The sequence below is a fragment of the Candidatus Kuenenbacteria bacterium HGW-Kuenenbacteria-1 genome (genome assembly GCA_002839745.1).
In the GTDB taxonomy this organism is placed as follows: domain Bacteria; phylum Patescibacteriota; class Patescibacteriia; order UBA2591; family PGYQ01; genus PGYQ01.
The window spans coordinates 1-19,268 of record PGYQ01000008.1; the positions used below are offsets into that span (position 1 = coordinate 1).

The 19,268-nt window shown below is 27.1% G+C and carries 15 protein-coding genes, 3 tRNA genes and 1 other RNA gene; 3 read left to right on the top strand and 16 right to left on the bottom strand.

The genetic code is table 11. The annotated features are described in order from the left end of the window. Positions 1-159: 159 nt before the first annotated feature. Entirely contained in the window at positions 160-2,196 is a 2,037-nt protein-coding gene (gene hppA / locus CVV26_02125; protein PKL72296.1) for a sodium-translocating pyrophosphatase, read from the top strand. A gap of 397 nt (positions 2,197-2,593) precedes the next feature. On the opposite strand, the gene CVV26_02130 is transcribed toward hppA, so the two are convergent. After that, positions 2,594-2,670: transfer RNA gene (locus CVV26_02130), tRNA-Val, on the bottom strand. A 17-nt stretch (positions 2,671-2,687) separates the two neighbouring features. Between CVV26_02130 and CVV26_02135 the strand changes: the two genes are divergently transcribed. Next, the gene (locus CVV26_02135) at positions 2,688-3,122 is read left to right on the top strand and encodes a hypothetical protein (protein ID PKL72297.1); all 435 of its coding nucleotides are present in this window, start codon (positions 2,688-2,690) and stop codon (positions 3,120-3,122) included. Between the two features lie 6 nt (positions 3,123-3,128). Here CVV26_02135 and CVV26_02140 read toward each other — a convergent pair whose 3' ends face one another. The 7 genes from CVV26_02140 to CVV26_02170 all read right to left on the bottom strand — a co-directional run bounded on the left by CVV26_02140 (position 3,129) and on the right by CVV26_02170 (position 7,682). Then, complete coding sequence (locus CVV26_02140; protein ID PKL72298.1) at positions 3,129-4,097, bottom strand: hypothetical protein; 969 nt, start codon at positions 4,095-4,097, stop codon at positions 3,129-3,131. A 353-nt stretch (positions 4,098-4,450) separates the two neighbouring features. Then, positions 4,451-4,525 (bottom strand) — tRNA-Met (locus CVV26_02145). A gap of 25 nt (positions 4,526-4,550) precedes the next feature. Further along, positions 4,551-4,623: transfer RNA gene (locus CVV26_02150), tRNA-Met, on the bottom strand. Positions 4,624-4,776: 153 nt separating this feature from the next. Then, positions 4,777-5,170: a transfer-messenger RNA gene (gene ssrA, locus CVV26_02155) on the bottom strand. A 74-nt stretch (positions 5,171-5,244) separates the two neighbouring features. Beyond that, positions 5,245-6,630 carry a hypothetical protein gene (locus CVV26_02160; GenBank protein ID PKL72299.1) on the bottom strand — a complete coding sequence of 462 codons (1,386 nt, stop codon included), beginning with the start codon at positions 6,628-6,630 and terminating at the stop codon, positions 5,245-5,247. A gap of 181 nt (positions 6,631-6,811) precedes the next feature. Further along, the gene (locus CVV26_02165) at positions 6,812-7,108 is read right to left on the bottom strand and encodes a DUF4325 domain-containing protein (GenBank protein PKL72308.1); all 297 of its coding nucleotides are present in this window, start codon (positions 7,106-7,108) and stop codon (positions 6,812-6,814) included. Positions 7,109-7,115: 7 nt separating this feature from the next. Further along, entirely contained in the window at positions 7,116-7,682 is a 567-nt protein-coding gene (locus CVV26_02170; protein ID PKL72300.1) for a hypothetical protein, read from the bottom strand. A 487-nt stretch (positions 7,683-8,169) separates the two neighbouring features. On the opposite strand from CVV26_02170, the gene CVV26_02175 reads away from it, so the two are divergent. Further along, complete coding sequence (locus CVV26_02175; protein ID PKL72301.1) at positions 8,170-8,382, top strand: hypothetical protein; 213 nt, start codon at positions 8,170-8,172, stop codon at positions 8,380-8,382. 5 nt (positions 8,383-8,387) lie between these two features. Here CVV26_02175 and CVV26_02180 read toward each other — a convergent pair whose 3' ends face one another. From CVV26_02180 to CVV26_02215, 8 genes are all read right to left on the bottom strand, one after another. After that, complete coding sequence (locus CVV26_02180; GenBank protein ID PKL72309.1) at positions 8,388-8,885, bottom strand: SsrA-binding protein; 498 nt, start codon at positions 8,883-8,885, stop codon at positions 8,388-8,390. 80 nt (positions 8,886-8,965) lie between these two features. After that, entirely contained in the window at positions 8,966-10,198 is a 1,233-nt protein-coding gene (locus CVV26_02185) for an ATPase (GenBank protein PKL72302.1), read from the bottom strand. 111 nt (positions 10,199-10,309) lie between these two features. Beyond that, a complete protein-coding gene (locus CVV26_02190) occupies positions 10,310-12,139 on the bottom strand; it encodes a threonine--tRNA ligase (protein PKL72303.1) in 1,830 nt (609 codons plus the stop codon). Between the two features lie 24 nt (positions 12,140-12,163). Beyond that, complete coding sequence (locus CVV26_02195; GenBank protein PKL72304.1) at positions 12,164-14,881, bottom strand: hypothetical protein; 2,718 nt, start codon at positions 14,879-14,881, stop codon at positions 12,164-12,166. Between the two features lie 106 nt (positions 14,882-14,987). Beyond that, positions 14,988-16,208, bottom strand: a complete 1,221-nt coding sequence (locus tag CVV26_02200; protein PKL72305.1) for a tRNA 2-thiouridine(34) synthase MnmA — start codon at positions 16,206-16,208, stop codon at positions 14,988-14,990. A gap of 119 nt (positions 16,209-16,327) precedes the next feature. Then, entirely contained in the window at positions 16,328-17,173 is an 846-nt protein-coding gene (locus CVV26_02205) for a hypothetical protein (GenBank protein PKL72306.1), read from the bottom strand. Next, positions 17,170-17,994, bottom strand: coding sequence for a hypothetical protein (locus tag CVV26_02210; protein PKL72307.1), 825 nt, complete (start codon positions 17,992-17,994; stop codon positions 17,170-17,172). Before CVV26_02210 ends, CVV26_02205 begins: the two co-directional genes overlap by 4 nt. Beyond that, entirely contained in the window at positions 17,978-18,967 is a 990-nt protein-coding gene (locus tag CVV26_02215) for an ABC transporter (protein ID PKL72310.1), read from the bottom strand. The genes CVV26_02210 and CVV26_02215 overlap by 17 nt, the downstream gene beginning before the upstream one ends. Between the last annotated feature and the right edge of the window lie 301 nt (positions 18,968-19,268).

Here is a 19,268-nt window from a genome sequence, read left to right on the forward strand (position 1 = left end):
TTAAAAGTATTATTGAGTCTAATAATGGACAGATTTGGGCAGAAAGTGAAAAAGAAAAAGGTAGCACTTTTTATTTTACCTTGCCAATTGTTTAGTTTTTATTTAAATTTTAATTTTTTAATTTATTTTTCACTTGGAGGGTGATTTAATTTTTATTTTATGATTGGTAATTTTTTTATTCTTTTTGCGCTTTTATGTGCAGTAGTAGCTATTGTTTATAGTTTGATTCTTACTCGATGGATTTTAAAGCAACCAGCTGGTGATGAAAAAATGCAAAACATTGCTAAGGCTATTCAGGCTGGAGCAAAAGCTTTTTTAAATCGGCAATATAAAACCATTGGAATAGTTGTGGTTGTTATCACTATTGTTCTTGCTATATTTTTGAATTATAAAATTGCTTTAGGTTTTTTAGTCGGAGCAATTCTTTCCGGTTTGGCCGGTTATATTGGGATGAATGTTTCAGTAAGAGCTAATGTGAGAACTTGCGAAGCAGCAAAAAATGGATTAGGAAAGGCTTTAAATTTAGCTTTTAAAAGTGGAGCAATTACTGGATTTTTAGTGGCAGGGTTGGGATTATTAGGTGTGGTAGGATTTTATGCCGTCTTTTTTAAAGATATAAATGCTTTAATTGGTTTGGGTTTTGGTGGTAGTTTAATTTCTATTTTTGCTCGAATTGGCGGAGGTATTTATACTAAAGCAGCGGATGTAGGAGCTGATTTAGTGGGAAAAATTGAACAAGGAATTCCAGAAGATGACCCAAGAAATCCAGCTGTAATTGCTGATAATGTAGGTGACAATGTAGGTGATTGCGCTGGAATGGCCGCCGATCTTTTTGAAACATATGTTGTAACAATAATTGCCACAATGTTGTTGGGTAATTTATTTTATTCAGGAGCTTCGGCTTTTATATTATATCCTTTGATTTTATGTGGCGTTTCTCTTTTGGCTTCAATAATTGGTTCATTTTTTGTGAAACTAAATGAAAAAAAACCTAATATTATGGGAGCTCTTTATAAAGGATTAATAGTTAGTGGGGGTATTTCTGCTGTTTTATTTTATTTTATTACTCAACTATTTTTTGAAAAGTTATTAGTAAACCATATTTATTTTTGTTCTTTAATCGGTATTGTTATTACTGGTTTATTGGTTGTTATTACTAATTATTTTACTTCAACAAAATATCAACCAGTAAAGTCAATTGCTCAAGCATCAGAAACTGGGCATGCAACAAATATAATTACAGGATTAGCTGTTTCAATGAAATCAACAGCTTTGCCGGTTGTTACAATTTGTGTGGGAATTTTTAGTTCTTATAGTTTATTTGGGATTTATGGTGTGGCCATTGCTTGTGTAACAATGCTTTCTATGACAGCCATTATGGTTGCAATTGATTCTTTTGGACCAGTAACTGATAATGCGGGAGGAATTGCAGAAATGGCTGAATTGCCAAAAGAAGTAAGAGATGTTACTGACCCCTTGGATGCTGTGGGAAACACAACAAAAGCAATAACAAAAGGTTATGCTATTGGTTCAGCAGGTTTAGCTGCTATTGTTTTATTTGCTTCTTATATTCAAGAAATAAATGTCAGTCATTATATACAAAATTCTAATATTCCTCCTGAGCTAGCAAGACAACTTCTTTTTTCTTTGGGATCGCCAGAGGTTTTAGTTGGACTTTTTATTGGAGGAATATTGCCATATCTTTTTGGCGCTCGTTGTATGGAAGCAGTTGGGCGTGTAGCTGGGCAGGTAGTAAAGGAAGTGAGAAGACAATTTAAGGAAATTCCTGGAATTATGGAAAAAACCAATAAACCAGATTATGGACAATGTGTTGATATTGTTACCAAGGGGGCATTAAAAGAAATGATTGTTCCTGCTTTAATTCCAGTGATAGTTCCAATTGTTGTGGGTTTTGCTTTGGGTCCTATTGTTTTAGGAGGAATGTTGGTTGGTAGTATTGTAACAGGAATTTTTGTTGCAATTTCTATGACTTCTGGTGGTGGGGCTTGGGATAATGCTAAAAAATATATTGAAGAAGGAAATTTTGGTGGTAAGGGTTCTTTAGCTCATCAAGCGGCAATTACTGGTGACACAGTTGGCGATCCATATAAAGATACTGCTGGTCCAGCAATTAATCCGATGATAAAAGTGTTAAACATTGTTGCTTTATTAATTGTTGGATTTTTAATAGTTTAATATTTTTTAAAGATTTTTGATTATATTTTTCATTTCAGACATATTTATAAAAATATTAATGGAAAATTAAAAAGCCATTTTAAATTTTAAAAATGGCTTTTTAAATAACTTGATTTTAAAATTATGTAGAGTGATAGCACGGTTGGGATGTTCTAACCAAAAGATTTGGGTAGGTTGGAGCCTCTGCTCCAACCAAAAAAGATGAGAGCAGAGGCTCTCATCTACCCCATAAATTTATTAATTTTTAATAAATTTATTTATAAATAATAACACATTTTATATTTTTTTTAGAACATCCCAACCGTGAGGGCGATAGAGGATTCGAACCTCTGACTCTTTGATGTCCATTGGGACATTCTAATCATGTACGCATCTACCTATTTATATTTTAAAATTATGGTGGGCGATAGAGGATTCGAACCTCTGACCCCCTCGGTGTAAACGAGGTGCTCTAACCAGCTGAGCTAACCGCCCTCTTAAATTGCTATTTTATGTTTCTTATAATTAATACAGCAGAAAAAAATAAAACAACTTTAATAATTTTTATTCATAAATTGGTAAATAAAAATCCCGAATTTTTTTTAATTTCTAAAAATAGTTTTAAAAGAAATTATCATCAAACCGAAAAATTATTACCATTTATTGATAAATTGTTTAAAAAAAATAAAAGGAAAATTCAAGATCTAAAAGGTATAGCAATAATAATTGGTCCAGGTCCTTTTACTGCTTTACGGATTGGGATAATTATTGCTAATACAATGGCTTATGTGTTAAAAATTCCTATTGCAGAAATAAAATTAAATGAATTTAAAAATACAAAAGAATTAATAGAATTAAGTTATAAAAAATTTAAAAAAGCAAAATTAGGAAAAATTGCCATTCCTTTTTACGGCAAAGAACCAAATATTACATCTAAACATTTATAATTTATCCTATTTTTTTTCTTCTCCTGATGTTAAATTTTTTAAATCAAGTAATGGCAAAGATGATGCTGGCAAGAATCCCCATTTTACATTTTCAGCCATTTTTTGAACAAATTCATATTGAATGGTTTGAGGATTAGCGCGCAACATTTCTCCTTTTAATTTAATTGATTCTGCTTCACCTTGCGCTGTAATAATTTTTTGTTCCTTTTCTACTACTATTCTATCTTTGTCATATTTAGCTTTTTTGATTCTTTGTTCAGCGATTTGTTTTTCTTCAATAGACTTAGCATATTCCGGAGTAAAAGTTACTTTTCTTAATAAAATTTCTTCTAAAATAATTCCTTTTTCAGCAAACATTGGTCTAATTTCCCCAGTCATTTTTTTAACAGCATCAGCTCTTTTTACTGAATAAATATCTATGGCTGTGTATTGAGAAATTGCCATTCTAATTTGACTGCGAGAAATTGGTTTAACAATTTTTTGAACATAATCTTCTCCAATATTTTGCCAAATATTGCTAACTTTATTTGAGTCAAGATGAAATAAAACTGTTACGTCAATCATTACTTGCTGTCCATCTGAAGTTGGGGCTTCCATACTATCATCTTTTTTTGTAGATATTGTATTTTCTTCGCTACTACTCATTGTAAAAGCTTGGGTTCGAGTATTAAATTCCTTGGCTGTTTGCCAAAATGGAATTTTTAAATGTAATCCCGGCAATAAGTTTTTTTGTAAAATTCCTCTACCAATATCATAAATACAAGCCACGTGTCCGCCTGAAACCGCAATAAATGAATTAAAAATTAAAACAAGCGCAATAATTCCAATAATAATTCCAATTAAAAGACTTTTAGGCAATTTAGGTTTTATTTCTATTGCTTCATTTTTTTGTGATTGCATAAAAAAATTTTGAGATTTATTAATGATTAAAAAAACAGCACCAATAATTATTATTAAAAATATAAAATCAGACATATTAATTTAAATTAAAAAATAAAGTTAGTTTTTTTATTGGTATTTATTTTATTCTCAATTATTGGCTCCATTATATTTATGATATTAAAAATTATTATTTTTTCAATTTTAATTTAAAGATTTTATAATTTTACTATTATTTTTTTTGATTATAACGGTTTAAGCAAGAACTAAAATTATTTAATTTTATCACTTATATCATGATAACAAAAACTTTTATAATTCTCTAATTTAATTTTATTACAAATAACTAAACTTGACGTACCATTTATAATACTAAAAAAGTCATCCTGTCAAGTCAAAAAAACCAACCTTATTTTTACTTTCAGTTAAAAAAAATTAAAAAATAAAATTGGTTGCGGGGGTGGGATTTGAACCCACGACCTTCAGGTTATGGGCCTGACGAGCTGCCGCTGCTCTACCCCGCGATATAAGAATTTTTATAATCGGTAATAGCGGTGGAGGGATTTGAACCCCCGACACGAGGATTATGATTCCTCTGCTCTAACCACTGAGCTACACCGCCTCTTTTATTTTATATTTATATTTTGGCTTTTTTAGTATAAAAGTAATATATCACAACTATTTCATATAGTCTAGAGCCATGTTTTTTGTTTTTGTTTTTTTGTTTCATGCAAATGTCATTTGTGTCTATAATGAAACCTAAAAACCTAATTTTTGGTGGAGGTGAGGGGATTTTCACCCCTGTCTGAAAAAATATTTAAAAATCTTCTACTGGTATAGTTTATTTTAAATTTTGAAATAAATAAAAAAAATAAACAAACATATTTATTTCTAGTCTTAGTAAATTTTGATAAATTAATTTAAGACGAAAAAATTTATCTATCCTAAAAATAACACCCAGATCTATTTATTAGGCATCAATAGTTGGATGGCTACAGGATTTTAAGCTGTAACGAAAGCAGGAGTCAAAGTAAAAGTTTTTGCAAAAGCAACGACTTTTTCTTTTACCTGTTCAATAAATTTAGCATTTATTGTTTTTGGTAGATTTGTGTCTTGCCGGACAACCAGCTAATTTTTAAAGAACTTTTCCATCGATTTTAAACACCCCCGGATAAAATTTGTAAAACAAATTTTATAATTTTATAATTTTAAATTTCTAAATAATCTTCTAATTTTTACTTTTTTAAATAATTAAAAAACATGGGATAATTATTTTTTTATTTTTATTATAAAAATGTCTTTTAGAAAAAATAAAATAATTATTAACCTTAAAATTTTCAATAGCCGTTTTCTCTAAAAAAGAAAAATTTTCTTTTTCTATATTGTTAACATATTTTACTTCAATTAATTTTGCTTTTTTCTTATTAAGAATCTCATTATTGCATACAAAATCAATCTCTTTTTGGTTTTTTTTATAAAATGAAATATATTCGTATTTTGTTTTTAAAATATTATAAATATAAGTTTCCGCTAGTTTCCCTATATATTGGCTAGCTATTGTATTTATATTAAAAAATTCAGGATGAAAAGTGGTAAAAAAATTTGTGCTAGCTATGTATCCTTTTTTTTGTAATCGTTTTGATTTTCTAAAAGATTTGGAATAATTATAAATAATATTAAAAAGTAGGCTATCTTGATAATAAGAAAAATATTTTTTTAAAGTATTAATTTCTACTCCTGCTTCGCTCGCTATTTTTCCATATTCTATCTCATTGCTAGTTTCATTTATTAATACGCGAAAAATAAATTTTAATTCATCAACTTTATTAACATCAAAAAGTCTAGGAATATCATATGCTATTGTTTTTTTGTATATTGAATCTTCTATATATTTATAAATTTTTTGTTTATCATTTTTACAAATTGTTTCTGGAAACTGATAATATAATAAATAATCTTCAAATAATTTTTCTAATTTTTTTCCATTTTGCGCTAAAAACCATTGATATTCGTTTTCTTTATATTTAATTTTATCTAAATTAGATATAGCAAATTTTTTATACTCAGCGATTAAAGATTTTTTTGTGTTTGATATTTCTAAAAATTCATCAAAACCAAGATGATTTAATTTAAATTCATAAATTCTTCCTGCCAAACTTTCTGTTGTTTTTTTTTGAATAAATAAAGAAGATGATCCGCTAACAATAAATTTTATATTTCCTCTGGTATCATAATATCTTTTTAAAATATGTTGCCACTTTTCTATGTATTGAATTTCGTCTAAAAATATATATTTTAGTTTATTATTTTTTGTTGTATCTAAAAAAGCATCGAGATATTTATTAAGTGAAAGTTTTGAAGTAATAAGAGCTTCATCAAAACTTAAAAATAAAATATTTTTTGAATTAATATTTTTTTTATCAATTAAATATTGTATTATTTGCTTTAAAATAGTCGTTTTGCCAGTTCTTCTGAGTCCAACAATAGATAAAATTTGTTCTTCTTTTAAATAGCTAATTAATTCTAATAATAATTTTCTTTGATATTTTTTTGCATCAAACCAAGAATTATTATTTATCCAATGCTTATTTTGCTTTATTATTTCTTCTAATATTAGGTCATTTTCCATATGATTTATTTTATAGTTAGATATATAACTATAAATAGTATAGTTATATACTGCATATTTGTCAATAAAATAAATCTAAAATTTAAAATTATTTTTATAATACTTGGCTTCAAGTTTCTATTGCAACTTTTTATTAAGAAATTTTATAAAATTTTACTTTGCCAAAGACTTTTTAAAATGATTATTTTAAAATATTTTTATTAATTTTTACGCCAGAATATTTTGAAAGTGTTTTTAAGGTTGCTTCAACAGTTGGATTGTTTGTATTGTCAAATACAATATTATAATTTTGCGCTAATTTAGTTATAACTTCGTCAGCCCAAGAAGGAGTTAAAACTTTTATACCGTTAAAATCTATAATTATTTTTTCGTTTTTTTTAATATCTTTGATTAAATACGCCGACATAGCTAAATAAGCCTCTCTTCCAGCTGGTCTAGAAATTAAAACATCGCCAAATTTTTTTAATTCTATTTTCATAAAAATTTTAATTAGTAATAATAGCCAAACAACCATTAATTTTTTTTGCCAAACTAATTTTTATTTTTTTATTTATTTCTATTTTGGCTGTTCCAGACATAAAAAGTAAATGTTTCTTTTTTTCTTTGATGCTTTCTTTAACAAACTTTAAACCATTGCCTCTTGGCTCTGGCGCGCGACCGGATATTTTTTCATTAAAAGCGACAAATAACGATTCTTTATCATTTTTTAACTCTGGTTTTACTCTTTTAAGCGTTGCTAAAATACCTTGACCTCTATCGGCTAAAACAATTGTTAATTTATTTTTATTTAATTCATAGCCAAAAAAAATACCCATAATGTCAGGCCATTTTCCTAAATTATGATCAAAAGAATTATTACCGATTTCTCCGGCAATGGCGGATAAAATATAAATATCGTTTTCTATAATTTTAGCATTAGCAAATAAAGAACTAATCATCATGCCTAATCTTGCTTGAAAAATATCGCGTGTTTCGCAATAATATTTTTTTTCAATACGTAATGGTATGTCGCTTTTTACCCATGCATATGCTTTTTTAAAACTATTATTCATAAAAATATAATTTTATTTTTTAGTTGAAATAACTTTTAAATAGAATTATTTTTTTAAATTTTAAATTTCTAATTAATTTTTAACGTCCCAATTTTTATTTTTTATTTCTTTAAGCATTCTATCTCTTATTTCAACCTTTCTAACTTCAACTATTTCATTTATCTCTGTATCCCAAAGGGAATTTTGCGAATTTTTTTCTTGAAATTGCTTTAATCCCAATAAAGTTTCAATTTTTTCTATTTTTTCAATTATTAAAACTCCTATTTTCTTTCCCTCTAAAGAAAAAAATTCGCTTTTTTTTATATAATTCAGTTAATTCCTTGAGGGTTTTATTTTCTAAATCTTGTTCTTGTTGTTCTCTTTCTTGTTCCATATGTTTTAAAATTATCAGCCAAAGGCTGATCATTCATAAATAATTTTAGAAGGCAATGCCTTCTGGGTGAAAAAATAAAAATAAAAATTAATTTAAAATAAACGTTTCACACATTTGTTTTTTGATAAGGGAGATTTAGAGGGTTTCTTAATTTCTGAAATCCCCCAACCCCCTTTATCAAGGGGGCTAATTAATTCTGTCCCCCCTGATAAGGGAGATTTAGAGGGTTTCTTCCTTTTAAAAATTCCCCAACCCTCTCTCGACAAGCTCGGGGCAGGCTCTTTATCAAGGAGGCTTTTAGATCTTTTTGATAAATATACTTTTTAAAAAAATTAGAAATTTTTCATCACTCTTTCTATTTTTCTTTTTACCTCTCTTTTTTTAATATCCTCTCTTTTATCAAATTTTTTCTTTCCCTTACCCAAACCAATTTCTAATTTGATAATCTTGCCCTTAGTATATACCTTAATTGGCAATAAAGTCAAGCCCGGGGTTTTTAATTTACCGATTAAAGAATTGATTTCTTTCTTTTTTAAAAGCAATTTTCGTGAATGAGTTGGTTGATAATTTTTTTGAACATTAGCTGCTGGCGCGTAAGCGGAAATATGACAATTAACCAACCAAACACAAGGCAAAGAATATTTTGAAATAACATTAGAAAGAGGTTTTTCTGGAATTTTAGAATCCAAAGTAACATAACTTCCCTTAAGATTGATTTGGCCCTTTTTTAGTGATTTCACTTCTGGTCCAGTCAAAACAATACCTGCTTCAAAGGTTTCTAAAATTTGATAATTATGATATATGTGTTTGTTTATAGTAATTGTAGGCATAGAATAAAATAAGCAAAATTTGTAAGACAAATTTTGCTTATCTTTAATCGTCATACGATGTATTTTGTATTTATTTTAAATTAAAATGGTAGGGAAGATAACCAATAATGCGCGGTGGTAATTAATATTTTATTAGCTTTATTTTTATTAATTTTATAAATATTTTCTTGATTTACTAATTGAACAGCTGGGACATTTAAATTATTTTGGAAATTAATCAATGCTTTTGTTGGCTGAACATCAGAATTTTTTGCTTCTATTATTAAAATTGGCAAATTATTATTACTAATAAGAAAATCCACTTCTTCTTGTTCTTTGTTTTTAATATAATGTAAATCAAAATTACCATATCCTTTTTCGTTCCAATTATTAATTGCTCTATATAATTCAAGGCTAACCATATTTTCAAATTTAGCGCCAATATCCTGAATTAAAGGATAGTTAAAAAGATATAATTTTTTTTCTTTTGTTATTGCTCTATTAATTTTTCTGGTCCATGGTAAGATTCTAAAAGTTAAATATGATATATCAAAAAGATTGAGCCAATTTTTTACAGTATCAAAAGCGACTTGCAAATCATTGGCAATATTGTTTATTGAAATTGGGCTTCCTATTTTTGATGGCAACAAAGAAAATAATAACCCAACATCATTAATATTTTTTATGTTTGACAAATTTCTAATATCTTCATAAATAATTTGCTTATTGTAATTTCTTGACCATTTTGTCCAAAATGTTTTTGTTGCCCTAGTAAATGGATCCGGAAAACCGCTAAATTGGGCTAAATTATCCCAAATATTTCGCGTTGATTTTTTATGATTTATATCAAAATCATTAATTGGATTTTTAATAAAATCAGAAAAATTTCTATTAGTATGACTTAATTCCGAAATTGTAAATGGAAAAAGATGAAACATTAAATATCTGCCAGCCAAAGAATCTCCGCCTTTTTGATAGATATCTAATCTCCCACTTCCAGAAATAAGAAAAGAATAATCAGAATAAAATTCATCATAAATGCCTTTTAAATAATTCTTCCATTTTTTGTATTTATGAATTTCATCTAAAACAACAAGCGGAATTGATTTATCAATCCTGTTAATTTGTTCAAAAAAAGTCGGATTTTTTATTATTTTTTGCTGATCTGAGATAATATCCCAATTAAAATAAATACTATTTTTATATTTTTTGGCTATTTCTTTTGCGATTGTTGTTTTGCCAACTTGTCTTGGACCAGCTAAAAAAACCATCTTTTTTTCTTCAGATAGTTCATTCCACAAATTAGTATAAGACTGTCTTTTAATAAATTGCATGATTATATCATTATGCAACACTTGGAAAAAGTCAAGACTTTTTCCAAGTCGTATGGGAGGATTTTTTGAAAAATTTGATTACATCTAGTTTAGAGTTTTAAATTTTTATTTTTATTTTGTTTTTATCTTAATCTTTTCTAAAAACTCAGTTAATTTCATTGCACCGAGGTCGCCTTTGTGTCGTTCACGGACAGCGATGGTGTTGGTATTTTTTTCTTTTTCTCCAACAATTAAAAGGTAAGGAATTTTTTGAAGTTCGGCATTGCGAATTCGTTTACCTAGAGTTTCGGTTTCATTATCAACAACAAGCCTAAAGTCGTAAGCCTTAAGCTGTAAGCTAATTTTCTCGGCATAATCATTAAATTTTTCGCTAATTGGAATAATTTGAACCTGAACAGGTGATAACCAAAATGGCAACGCGCCAGAATAGTGTTCAATTAAAACACCAATAAATCGTTCAAAAGATCCAAATAACGCGCGGTGCAACATAAATGGTTTTTCTTTCTCGCCTTTATCATTAATAAATGTCATATCAAATCTTTCAGGCAAATTAAAATCAAATTGCAAAGTTGAGCATTGCCACTCTCTTCCAATCGCGTCCTTAACTTTAAAATCAAGCTTTGGACCATAAAATACAGCTCCGCCTATATCTTTTTTAATATTTAATTTTTTTTCTAATGCAACTTTTTCTAAAACTTTTTCCGTAAAATCCCAACCTTCGTCAGTTCCCGCGTATTTTTTTGATTCTTGATCTCTTACAGATAGATACACATTTACGCTTTCAATTTCAAAACCAAATGATTTATAAATAAACAAAATAAAATCAATTACTTTTTTTAATTCATTTTCAACCTGATCGGCTCTGCAAATAATATGCGCGTCATCTTGAGTAAAACCTCTTACTCTAGTCAAGCCAGAAAGTTCTCCTTTTTTTTCATAGCGATATACTGTTCCGCATTCTGCCCATCGCAAAGGCAGTTCTCTGTATGAGTAAGGTTTATTTTTAAAAATTTGAACATGAAATGGACAATTCATTGGTTTTAATAAAAATTGTTCAGAATCTTTAATTTTATCTTTATCCTGACTTTCTTTTAATGTTTGGCCAACTTCTAATGGAGGATACATGCTTTCATTATAAAATCCCCAATGACCAGAAGTTTCCCAAAGAATTTTATTGCCAATATGCGGAGTACGAACTAATTGATAATCATTTTTTAAATGTTCTTTGTACCAAAAATCTTCAATAATTCTCCAAAGAATTGCGCCTTTAGGATGCCATAATGGCAAGCCAGAACCAACAATTTCATCAATATGAAAAAAGTCTAATTCTTTGCCAATCTTTCTATGGTCTCTTTTTTCTGCTTCTGTCATCATCGTTAAATAATCATCTAATTCTTTTTTTGTTTCAAAAGCAATGCCATAAATTCTTGTCAACATTTTATTTTTTTCATCACCTTTCCAATAAGCTCCGGCTAATTTTGTTAATTTAAAAGCATCTAAATTAATTTCTTTAGTTAAATTAATATGTGGACCTGCGCATAAATCTATAAAATAGCTGTTAGTTGGCTCATAGCTTATAGGATTAAAAGTTTCAAAAATCGTAATTTGTTTTAAATTTTTTTCTAATTCTTCAATCAATTCTAATTTATATGGTTGGTCTTTAAAAATTTCTTTTGCTTCTTCAATTGAAATTTCTTTTTTCTTAAATTTAAAATTTTGTTGAATAATTTTTTTCATTCTTTTTTCAATTTTTAATAAATCTTGTGGAACAAATGTTTTTTTTTCGCAATCAGATAAATCAAAATCATAATAAAATCCATTTTCAATTGCTGGTCCAATGCCAAATTTAACATTAGGCCATAATTCTAAAATAGCCCCTGCCATTATATGCGTCAATGAATGTCGCATAATTTCTAAATTGTTATTTTTTTCTTTAGACATAAATTTAAAATTAAAATTTAATTATTATTCTAACTTTATTTCTGTTGTTTCAATAACAACATCTTTCTTTTTAGATAATTCAGAATTAAAAAGACCTAAGTCAATATTATTTAAAAAATTCATGTAAAGATTGGCTTTAGTTAGAACAGAATAAGAATTTTCCATTTCTTTTTCTTTTTTATTAATTTTTACGCTTTCTTTCATAAATTTAATTAAACAAGACGAAGCGTCATTTTTATCTTTAAAACATTTATCAAGATTATCTTCATTATTTTGTCTACGTTTTTGTAGATTTTTTGTTTCTGAATCTAAAAATGGCTGTTCTTGATTAAAATCTTGCGCTTGATCATTCAAAGATTTTTGCCAGATAATGCCTTTTTTTGGAGAAAAAATAGGATCTTGAAAAGAGAAAAAATAAGATGTGTTCATACCAATATCAGATAAAGTGATTTTTCTTTTGCCATAAATAGCATTATCAAAAATTTTAGTTTTATCTAAATTCTCAATATTTTTTTCTTCATTTAATGTGGCTTCAAATTGAGCCAATGTTTTATCTGACCAATCTTTAAGATTAACACCTGCCAATCGGTAGTAAACAACTTTTTTGAAAGTATCAAATTTATTTTTAGGAACATAACTAGTAAGTTTAATTTTCATTTTATTAACAAAAAAATCATACCAATCAACAGTATTTCCAGCCAAAATTGACTGGCATTTTTTAGGAGCGATTTTAGCGCAATCAATATTATAAGTCGCTTTTAAATAAAGAGGTAAAACTTCTTGCCATTTCATCGGCTTTTCTCCTATAAATTTTTTTTCATTCTTAAGCAACTTATATTTAATTAATAAACGAAGATTTTCTTTATATTCTTGGTTTTGATCTTCTAAGTCGTTGTATTGGAGAACAATTAAATCTTTGTAAATATTAACTAATTTTGTTTCGCCTTGGGAAATTGGCGCTAATTCCAGTTTATTAGTTAAAAAATTATTGAGTTCAGTTAAATACTTGCTGATATTATTTTTTGAAGCTTTGATTATGATATTTAAAAAATACTCTTCCTTGTTTTGGTCATAAATTCCATCAGTAATTCTTAAATAACAATTTTTCATTTCCGGCATAACTAAACCATTTTCATCTGAATTGTCGCCATAATAATTATAGCTATAAGGACCATATGAAGGATAATAATTGCCAAAAAGATTATTTGGGCTATCACAAACAATATAACCCTTATGACCGTTTAAAGTAATAAGGGACTTATATTCAGAATTAATATCTTGAGTTTCTGTTTTGTATATTTCTTGAGCGGTTTTTCCCTTGCCATTATAAATATCTTTTTGTTGTAAATCAAAACGAAAAGATTCGTACAAATTATTAAAAAACTGCTGATAAGAACCTGTACGATCATTAGAAACCATAGAATCTTCTTGAATCTTTAAGCCAAGAGCTGGTAAATCAAAATTAAAATTCTTTAATAAAACATCTTTCTTTTCTGATTTAAAAGAAATTTTTGCTAAAACATCTTCTATTTCTTTTTTAATTTTTTCATTATTTTTTTCATCCCATGTTGGAGCTTCAAGATTAATTACTAACCAAGAATTAGGAGAAAATTGAGTAAAATAAAAATTACTCCAATTAGTATTGCCTTGCGAAACATCATTTTTATAAATCGGCGTATAAAAAGTCAAACCTCCAATTTTTTTCTCCACTAATTTCTGACTTTGTTCATCATAAAAATAGCCACCATACTTATTAACATAGTAAAGAAAATGTTTATTATTAGTAATTGTGGGTAAAGGCAATAATTCAATTGTTAAATTATTAATCGCAATATCTTGCATTTTTTTAGTGCTTAATTGCGCGTAACGATTAGCAATATAATTTTTGATTTCATATTTTGAATCAAAATTAAAATTAAATAGATCGTCTGTGACTGCTTGATTTTTATTAATCTGATCAATATTCTTTTGATAATTAGGAAAATCAAAAATAATTGTTTTGCTCTCTATTTGTTTATTAATATTTTCTTCAATAAATTTTTGCGCTTCTTTAATATAAAGCCCATAAGCCATACCACCTTCCCAATCACTAATTGAAAAAGTGGGAATGCCAATTAATTTACCAGCTGAATTTATCATTGCGCCACCAGAATTACCGCCTGCTATTAAAGCGTCGGTTTTAATATATTGATAATCATTATATTCCATAACGCCACTAATAATGCCCTTGGTTTCGCTAATTGTGTCAGCGCCAATCCACGGATAACCAATCAAAACAGCTTCGTCTTGAGTTTTTGGAACATAATTAAAATCTGGTTCAATAGTTAAAAATTGAGAATAATCAACTTTTTGACCATTAATATCTTGAGGATCAATTTTTAAAAGAGCGACATCTAATTTGTCATCGCGGCTGATTAAAGTGGCAGTGTAATCGCAGACAGGTCTTTTGCCTTTTTCTTTTGTAAGACAGACGCTAAAAGCAGTGGCAAGCTTGCCTTTGCCATCATCAACAACATGATTATTTGAAATAATCATGCCCTCTTTATTAATAATAGAAGCGCTTCCCCAGCCTAACATTTCAACATGTTTTCCAAAAATACTTCTATAAGAAATCAGTTGAACCACTGGAGAAATGTTTATAGTTTGCTCTTGTGCTTTTAAAGGCAAACAAGAAAATAAACCAAAACTAAAAACAATAATAAATAAAGCATAGCTTGTCTTTTGCATAAATTTTTTTTTCATAAAGTTTTAAAATAAAAGTTTTTATAGATTAACATAGTTTTTTAAAAATTAAAAATAACTGCTGGGAGTAAAAATAACTGTTAAGAGTTGAACTTTGACATATTAATTATTTTATTATTATTCCACCGCCTAAACAAATATTTTTTTGATCTTTTTCTTTTGAAATTTTGGTAAGTGAATAAAAAACAGCAAATTGACCGGGAGTAATTGCTCTTTGCGGTTGATCAAAAATTATTTTTATTTTAGTTTTAGAAATATAGAAAAGTGTGGCAAGAGCTGATGATTGACGGTAGCGAATTTTAGCTTTAATACGAATTTTATTTTCAGGTAATATTCCAGAAATAAAATGGAAAGGCGAACATAAGATTTCTTTACGATATAATTTTTTTTCATTTTTGGTAATAATTAAAATATTATTTAATATATCCATATTAGCGACAAAATATGGTCCTTTTGGAAGTTTAATTCCTTTTCTTTGTCCAATAGTATAAAAATGTAAACCAAAATGTTTTCCTAAAATATTTCCTTTAGTATCTTTTATTAGCCCTTGTTTTTTACCGATTTCTTTTTCTAAAAAACATTTTATTGATTTTTTATCAATAAAACAAAAATCCTGGCTTTGTTTTTGTTTGAGAAAAAATTCAAAACCTTTTTGTACAGCCATTTTATAGATTTCTGTTTTAGTATAATTCCCCAAAGGAAAAATGATATACTTTAACCATTTTTGTGGTAAAAAAGACAAGGAATAAGTTTGATCTTTCTCTGTATCTTTGGCTGTTAAAAGTTGGTATCTTATGATTTTAGATGGTTCAACTTTGCTTGCCACAAGCTTTGGATTTTGAGTTTTGGATTTATTTGGAATTTGTAATTTTGGATTTTTGATTTTTAGTTTGCGTGCATAGTGTCCAGTGGCAACATATTTAATATTGTGTTTTTTTGCAAATTCAAAAAGTTTTTTAAATTTTAAATGACGATTGCAAATAACGCAGGGATTGGGAGTTTTGCAATTTTTTAATTCTGAAATAAAATAATTAATTACTTTTTCTTTAAAATCTTTACTAACATTTATAATGTGAAATGGAACATTTAATTTTTTACAAACATTTCGAGCGATTTTAAAAGATTCTGTGCTACAACAAGCATTTTCAATGTTTGGGGGTTGTACCCCCAAACATTGATTTTGGCATTGATATTGAGAGTCTTGCCAAGTTGCATATTTTAAAGAAACACCAATTGGTTTCCAACCTTGTTTTTTAAGTAAAACCAAAGCCATTGAAGAATCAACGCCTCCAGACATTCCAACAACAATTTGTTTTTGATTATTCATAGAAATTTATAAGATTAAATTTTTTATATTAACCATTGATTTTCTTTATAAAAAATATAAAAAATATTTTTTCAATTGTCAGGAGTGTCGGGAGTTGAATTCCCAGCAATTGTTTTTTATTATTGTCCAAAAGTCATAAAATTTGAGCTTTCGTATTTTTTTACAGCAAAATAAAATATTTTTATTGAAAGAATAAACCAAAAAATTGCGAGAATGCTGATTAATAAAAGTTTATCTAAAGAAATATTTTTTACTATTTCCACTGGTAAAGTTCCAATTAAAAGTGATGGAATTATAAATGTAAAAATAAATCTCATTATTCCTTGAAAAGCTCCACCATGAAACATTGCTGGGTTAAAAAATAATTCAAAAAGACTTTTAGCTATTGAATCAGCATCAACAAAGAAAAAACTTATTGAATAAATTATTATTACTATTGATAAAAACACAATTATTGAAATAATAATAAGTAATATTAAAAGTAAAATTTGATAAATACTTGCGTGAATAAGAAAACTATAAATACTTAAACAAGTAATTCCAAAAATTATATCACCAATTGCAGGAACACTAAATGCTGATGTAGCAGTTCTAATAAGTAAATTTTTTGGTGAAAGCATAAAACGATCAAATGCTCCTGATGCTACATAATCAGGAAGCTTTGGAATTCCTAATCCAACAGAAAATATAAAACCAAAACATAAAGCAACAAATCCTTGCAGACAAATTATATCAGCAACAGTCCAGCCCCCAATAATTCCTACTGATTTTACAAAAAATGCCCACAAAAGAATAAATGCTAGATCATTTATAATCATACCGAAAGCACTAGCTAAAAAACTTGCGCGAAGCTCAAGATTGTTTTGAATATTCTTTTTTATAGCATAAAATGCAAAATATAATTCTTTCATAAAATTTTTAGAGTTTATAACTTTATAAACTTTTAACTTTTCAACTTCCCTCATCCTCCATTTACAGAAACTCTTTTTTTTGCTTTATTAAACATAAAATAAATAATTAATCCAAGCAAAATAATCCAAAATAATTGTATTCCAATAAGTTGATACCAATTTGTTTGCCAAGTTTTATATACTGTGTGCGTTATAAATTGTGAAGCGCCAAATGGGCTATACAATGCTATGTTATACATAATTGTTGGGAATAAAGCAATTGGAAGATATGATCCGCCAAGAATCATAATTGTTTTATCAACAATCATAAATATTGGATTTATATCTTCTATCCAAAAAGATAAAAGACCAACAATTGTATATAAAAAAAGCGACAATATTATTCCACAAATAAAAGTTAAAATTAATGTTGGAATAAAAATACTAATTGTCATTGTTTCAGGAATTCCAGTAATAGAAATTAGCACAATTACAGCAATAATTGTTATTATTATAAAAGAGTATAAATTAAAACCGATTTGCCACCACATTCTATATGAAAGATAAGATATTGGTTTGCTAAATAATATTTCAATATTTCCTGTTTGAACATCTTGCATAATCATTCTGGATATTCCGCGCAAATGTAATAACATAAATGCAAAATAGAAAAAAATACTCCAAGAAGCAAAAAGAAAAGTTGTATTATTTATAACTCCACCTTTTATGTTAAAAACATACCAATATAATGCTAATAATATTCCGCATCGCGAAAAAATTAAAAAAGTATCAGCAATAAATTTATCTTGATAGTGGATACTATTTTTAAAAAGTGTTTTTAAAATTTTAATTGGTAGTCTAATTTTTTTATAAATTTTTTTATAAAGCTTTTTCATAAATGTGTCTGATTACTGTTTCTAAATCTGCACTATAAACATCAATGTCTTCAATATCAAATAAATCAAGTAATTTTTTTATAGAATCTTTAATGCTTATTTTTTTTATATCAACAATAACAGTAATTTTGTCTTTATTTTTTTTAGAATAAATAATTCCATCAGGAAGTTCTGGAAAATTTTCAAAGATATTATTTGCGATTAAATCAATATATTTTTCGCTTATAAAAGTTTTTGATAATTCGCTTGTTGGAATATCCTTAATCATAATTCCGTGATTTATTACAATTGTTCTTTCACATAAAAATTCAATATCTCCAACATCATGTGAAGTTAAAAAAATTGTTGTGTTTTCCTCTTTATTTATTTTTAATAATAAATCACGAAGCGATTTTTTCGCAACAACATCAAGTCCAATTGTTGGTTCATCAAGCAAAATAATTTTTGGTTTGTGAATTAATGAACAAGCAACTTCTGCTCGCATTCTTTGACCAAGCGAAAGTTTTCGCACTGGTTGATTGATAAATTCTTTTAAATCAAAAAGTTCCACAAGTTCTTCAATTCTTTTTTTAATTTCTTTTTCAGGAATATCATACATCACTCCAAAAAATTCAAAAGAATCTGTGAGTGGGAGATTTGGTAAAAGTTGTGATCTTTGCCCAAAAACCGTGCCAATTTGATAAGCAAGTTTTTTTCTATCTTTTGTAGGATCAAAACCAAGTATATTTATTTTTCCAGAAGTTGGAAAAAGTATTCCTGTAAGCATTTTGATTGTTGTAGATTTTCCAGCCCCATTTGGTCCAATAAAAGCTACTCTTTCTCCATTTTTAACAGAAAAAGAAATATTATCAACAGCAATAATTTCTTTTTTTTCAGGAGAAAATAAATTTTTCAACCAATTTGAAGACGATCTTTTTTGAGAAAAAGAAAATTTTTTTGTAAGATTAGATATTGTAATAGAATTGTTATCCATATTCATAATAAAAATTAAAATTAACTGTCGGGAGTTCAACTTCCGACAATGTTATATTTAAATTTCTTTTATATTATAACATTTAATTTAAAAATATGGTATAATAATAAAAAGCTAATTTTTTTTCTTTTTTTCTTTTATGAAATATTTAATTAAACAAAAAATATTCTTTATTTTCTTTTTAATGGTTATTTTTTTATGTCCTATTTTTTGTTTTGCGGCTGAAAAAAAAATACCATATCAAGCCATTTTAATAAAACAGAATTTTTCTAATATTAAAATTGAAGCTAATAAAGAAATT

Bases quoted from the DNA above. Each gene is read 5' to 3' on its own strand.
- hppA (PKL72296.1), top strand. From the start codon at position 160: ATGATTGGTAATTTTTTTATTCTTTTTGCGCTTTTATGTGCAGTAGTA.
- CVV26_02135 (PKL72297.1), top strand. From the start codon at position 2,688: ATGTTTCTTATAATTAATACAGCAGAAAAAAATAAAACAACTTTAATA.
- CVV26_02140 (PKL72298.1), bottom strand. From the start codon at position 4,097: ATGTCTGATTTTATATTTTTAATAATAATTATTGGTGCTGTTTTTTTA.
- CVV26_02160 (PKL72299.1), bottom strand. From the start codon at position 6,630: ATGGAAAATGACCTAATATTAGAAGAAATAATAAAGCAAAATAAGCAT.
- CVV26_02165 (PKL72308.1), bottom strand. From the start codon at position 7,108: ATGAAAATAGAATTAAAAAAATTTGGCGATGTTTTAATTTCTAGACCA.
- CVV26_02170 (PKL72300.1), bottom strand. From the start codon at position 7,682: ATGAATAATAGTTTTAAAAAAGCATATGCATGGGTAAAAAGCGACATA.
- CVV26_02180 (PKL72309.1), bottom strand. From the start codon at position 8,885: ATGCCTACAATTACTATAAACAAACACATATATCATAATTATCAAATT.
- CVV26_02185 (PKL72302.1), bottom strand. From the start codon at position 10,198: ATGCAATTTATTAAAAGACAGTCTTATACTAATTTGTGGAATGAACTA.
- CVV26_02190 (PKL72303.1), bottom strand. From the start codon at position 12,139: ATGTCTAAAGAAAAAAATAACAATTTAGAAATTATGCGACATTCATTG.
- CVV26_02195 (PKL72304.1), bottom strand. From the start codon at position 14,881: ATGAAAAAAAAATTTATGCAAAAGACAAGCTATGCTTTATTTATTATT.
- CVV26_02200 (PKL72305.1), bottom strand. From the start codon at position 16,208: ATGAATAATCAAAAACAAATTGTTGTTGGAATGTCTGGAGGCGTTGAT.
- CVV26_02205 (PKL72306.1), bottom strand. From the start codon at position 17,173: ATGAGGGAAGTTGAAAAGTTAAAAGTTTATAAAGTTATAAACTCTAAA.
- CVV26_02210 (PKL72307.1), bottom strand. From the start codon at position 17,994: ATGAAAAAGCTTTATAAAAAAATTTATAAAAAAATTAGACTACCAATT.
- CVV26_02215 (PKL72310.1), bottom strand. From the start codon at position 18,967: ATGGATAACAATTCTATTACAATATCTAATCTTACAAAAAAATTTTCT.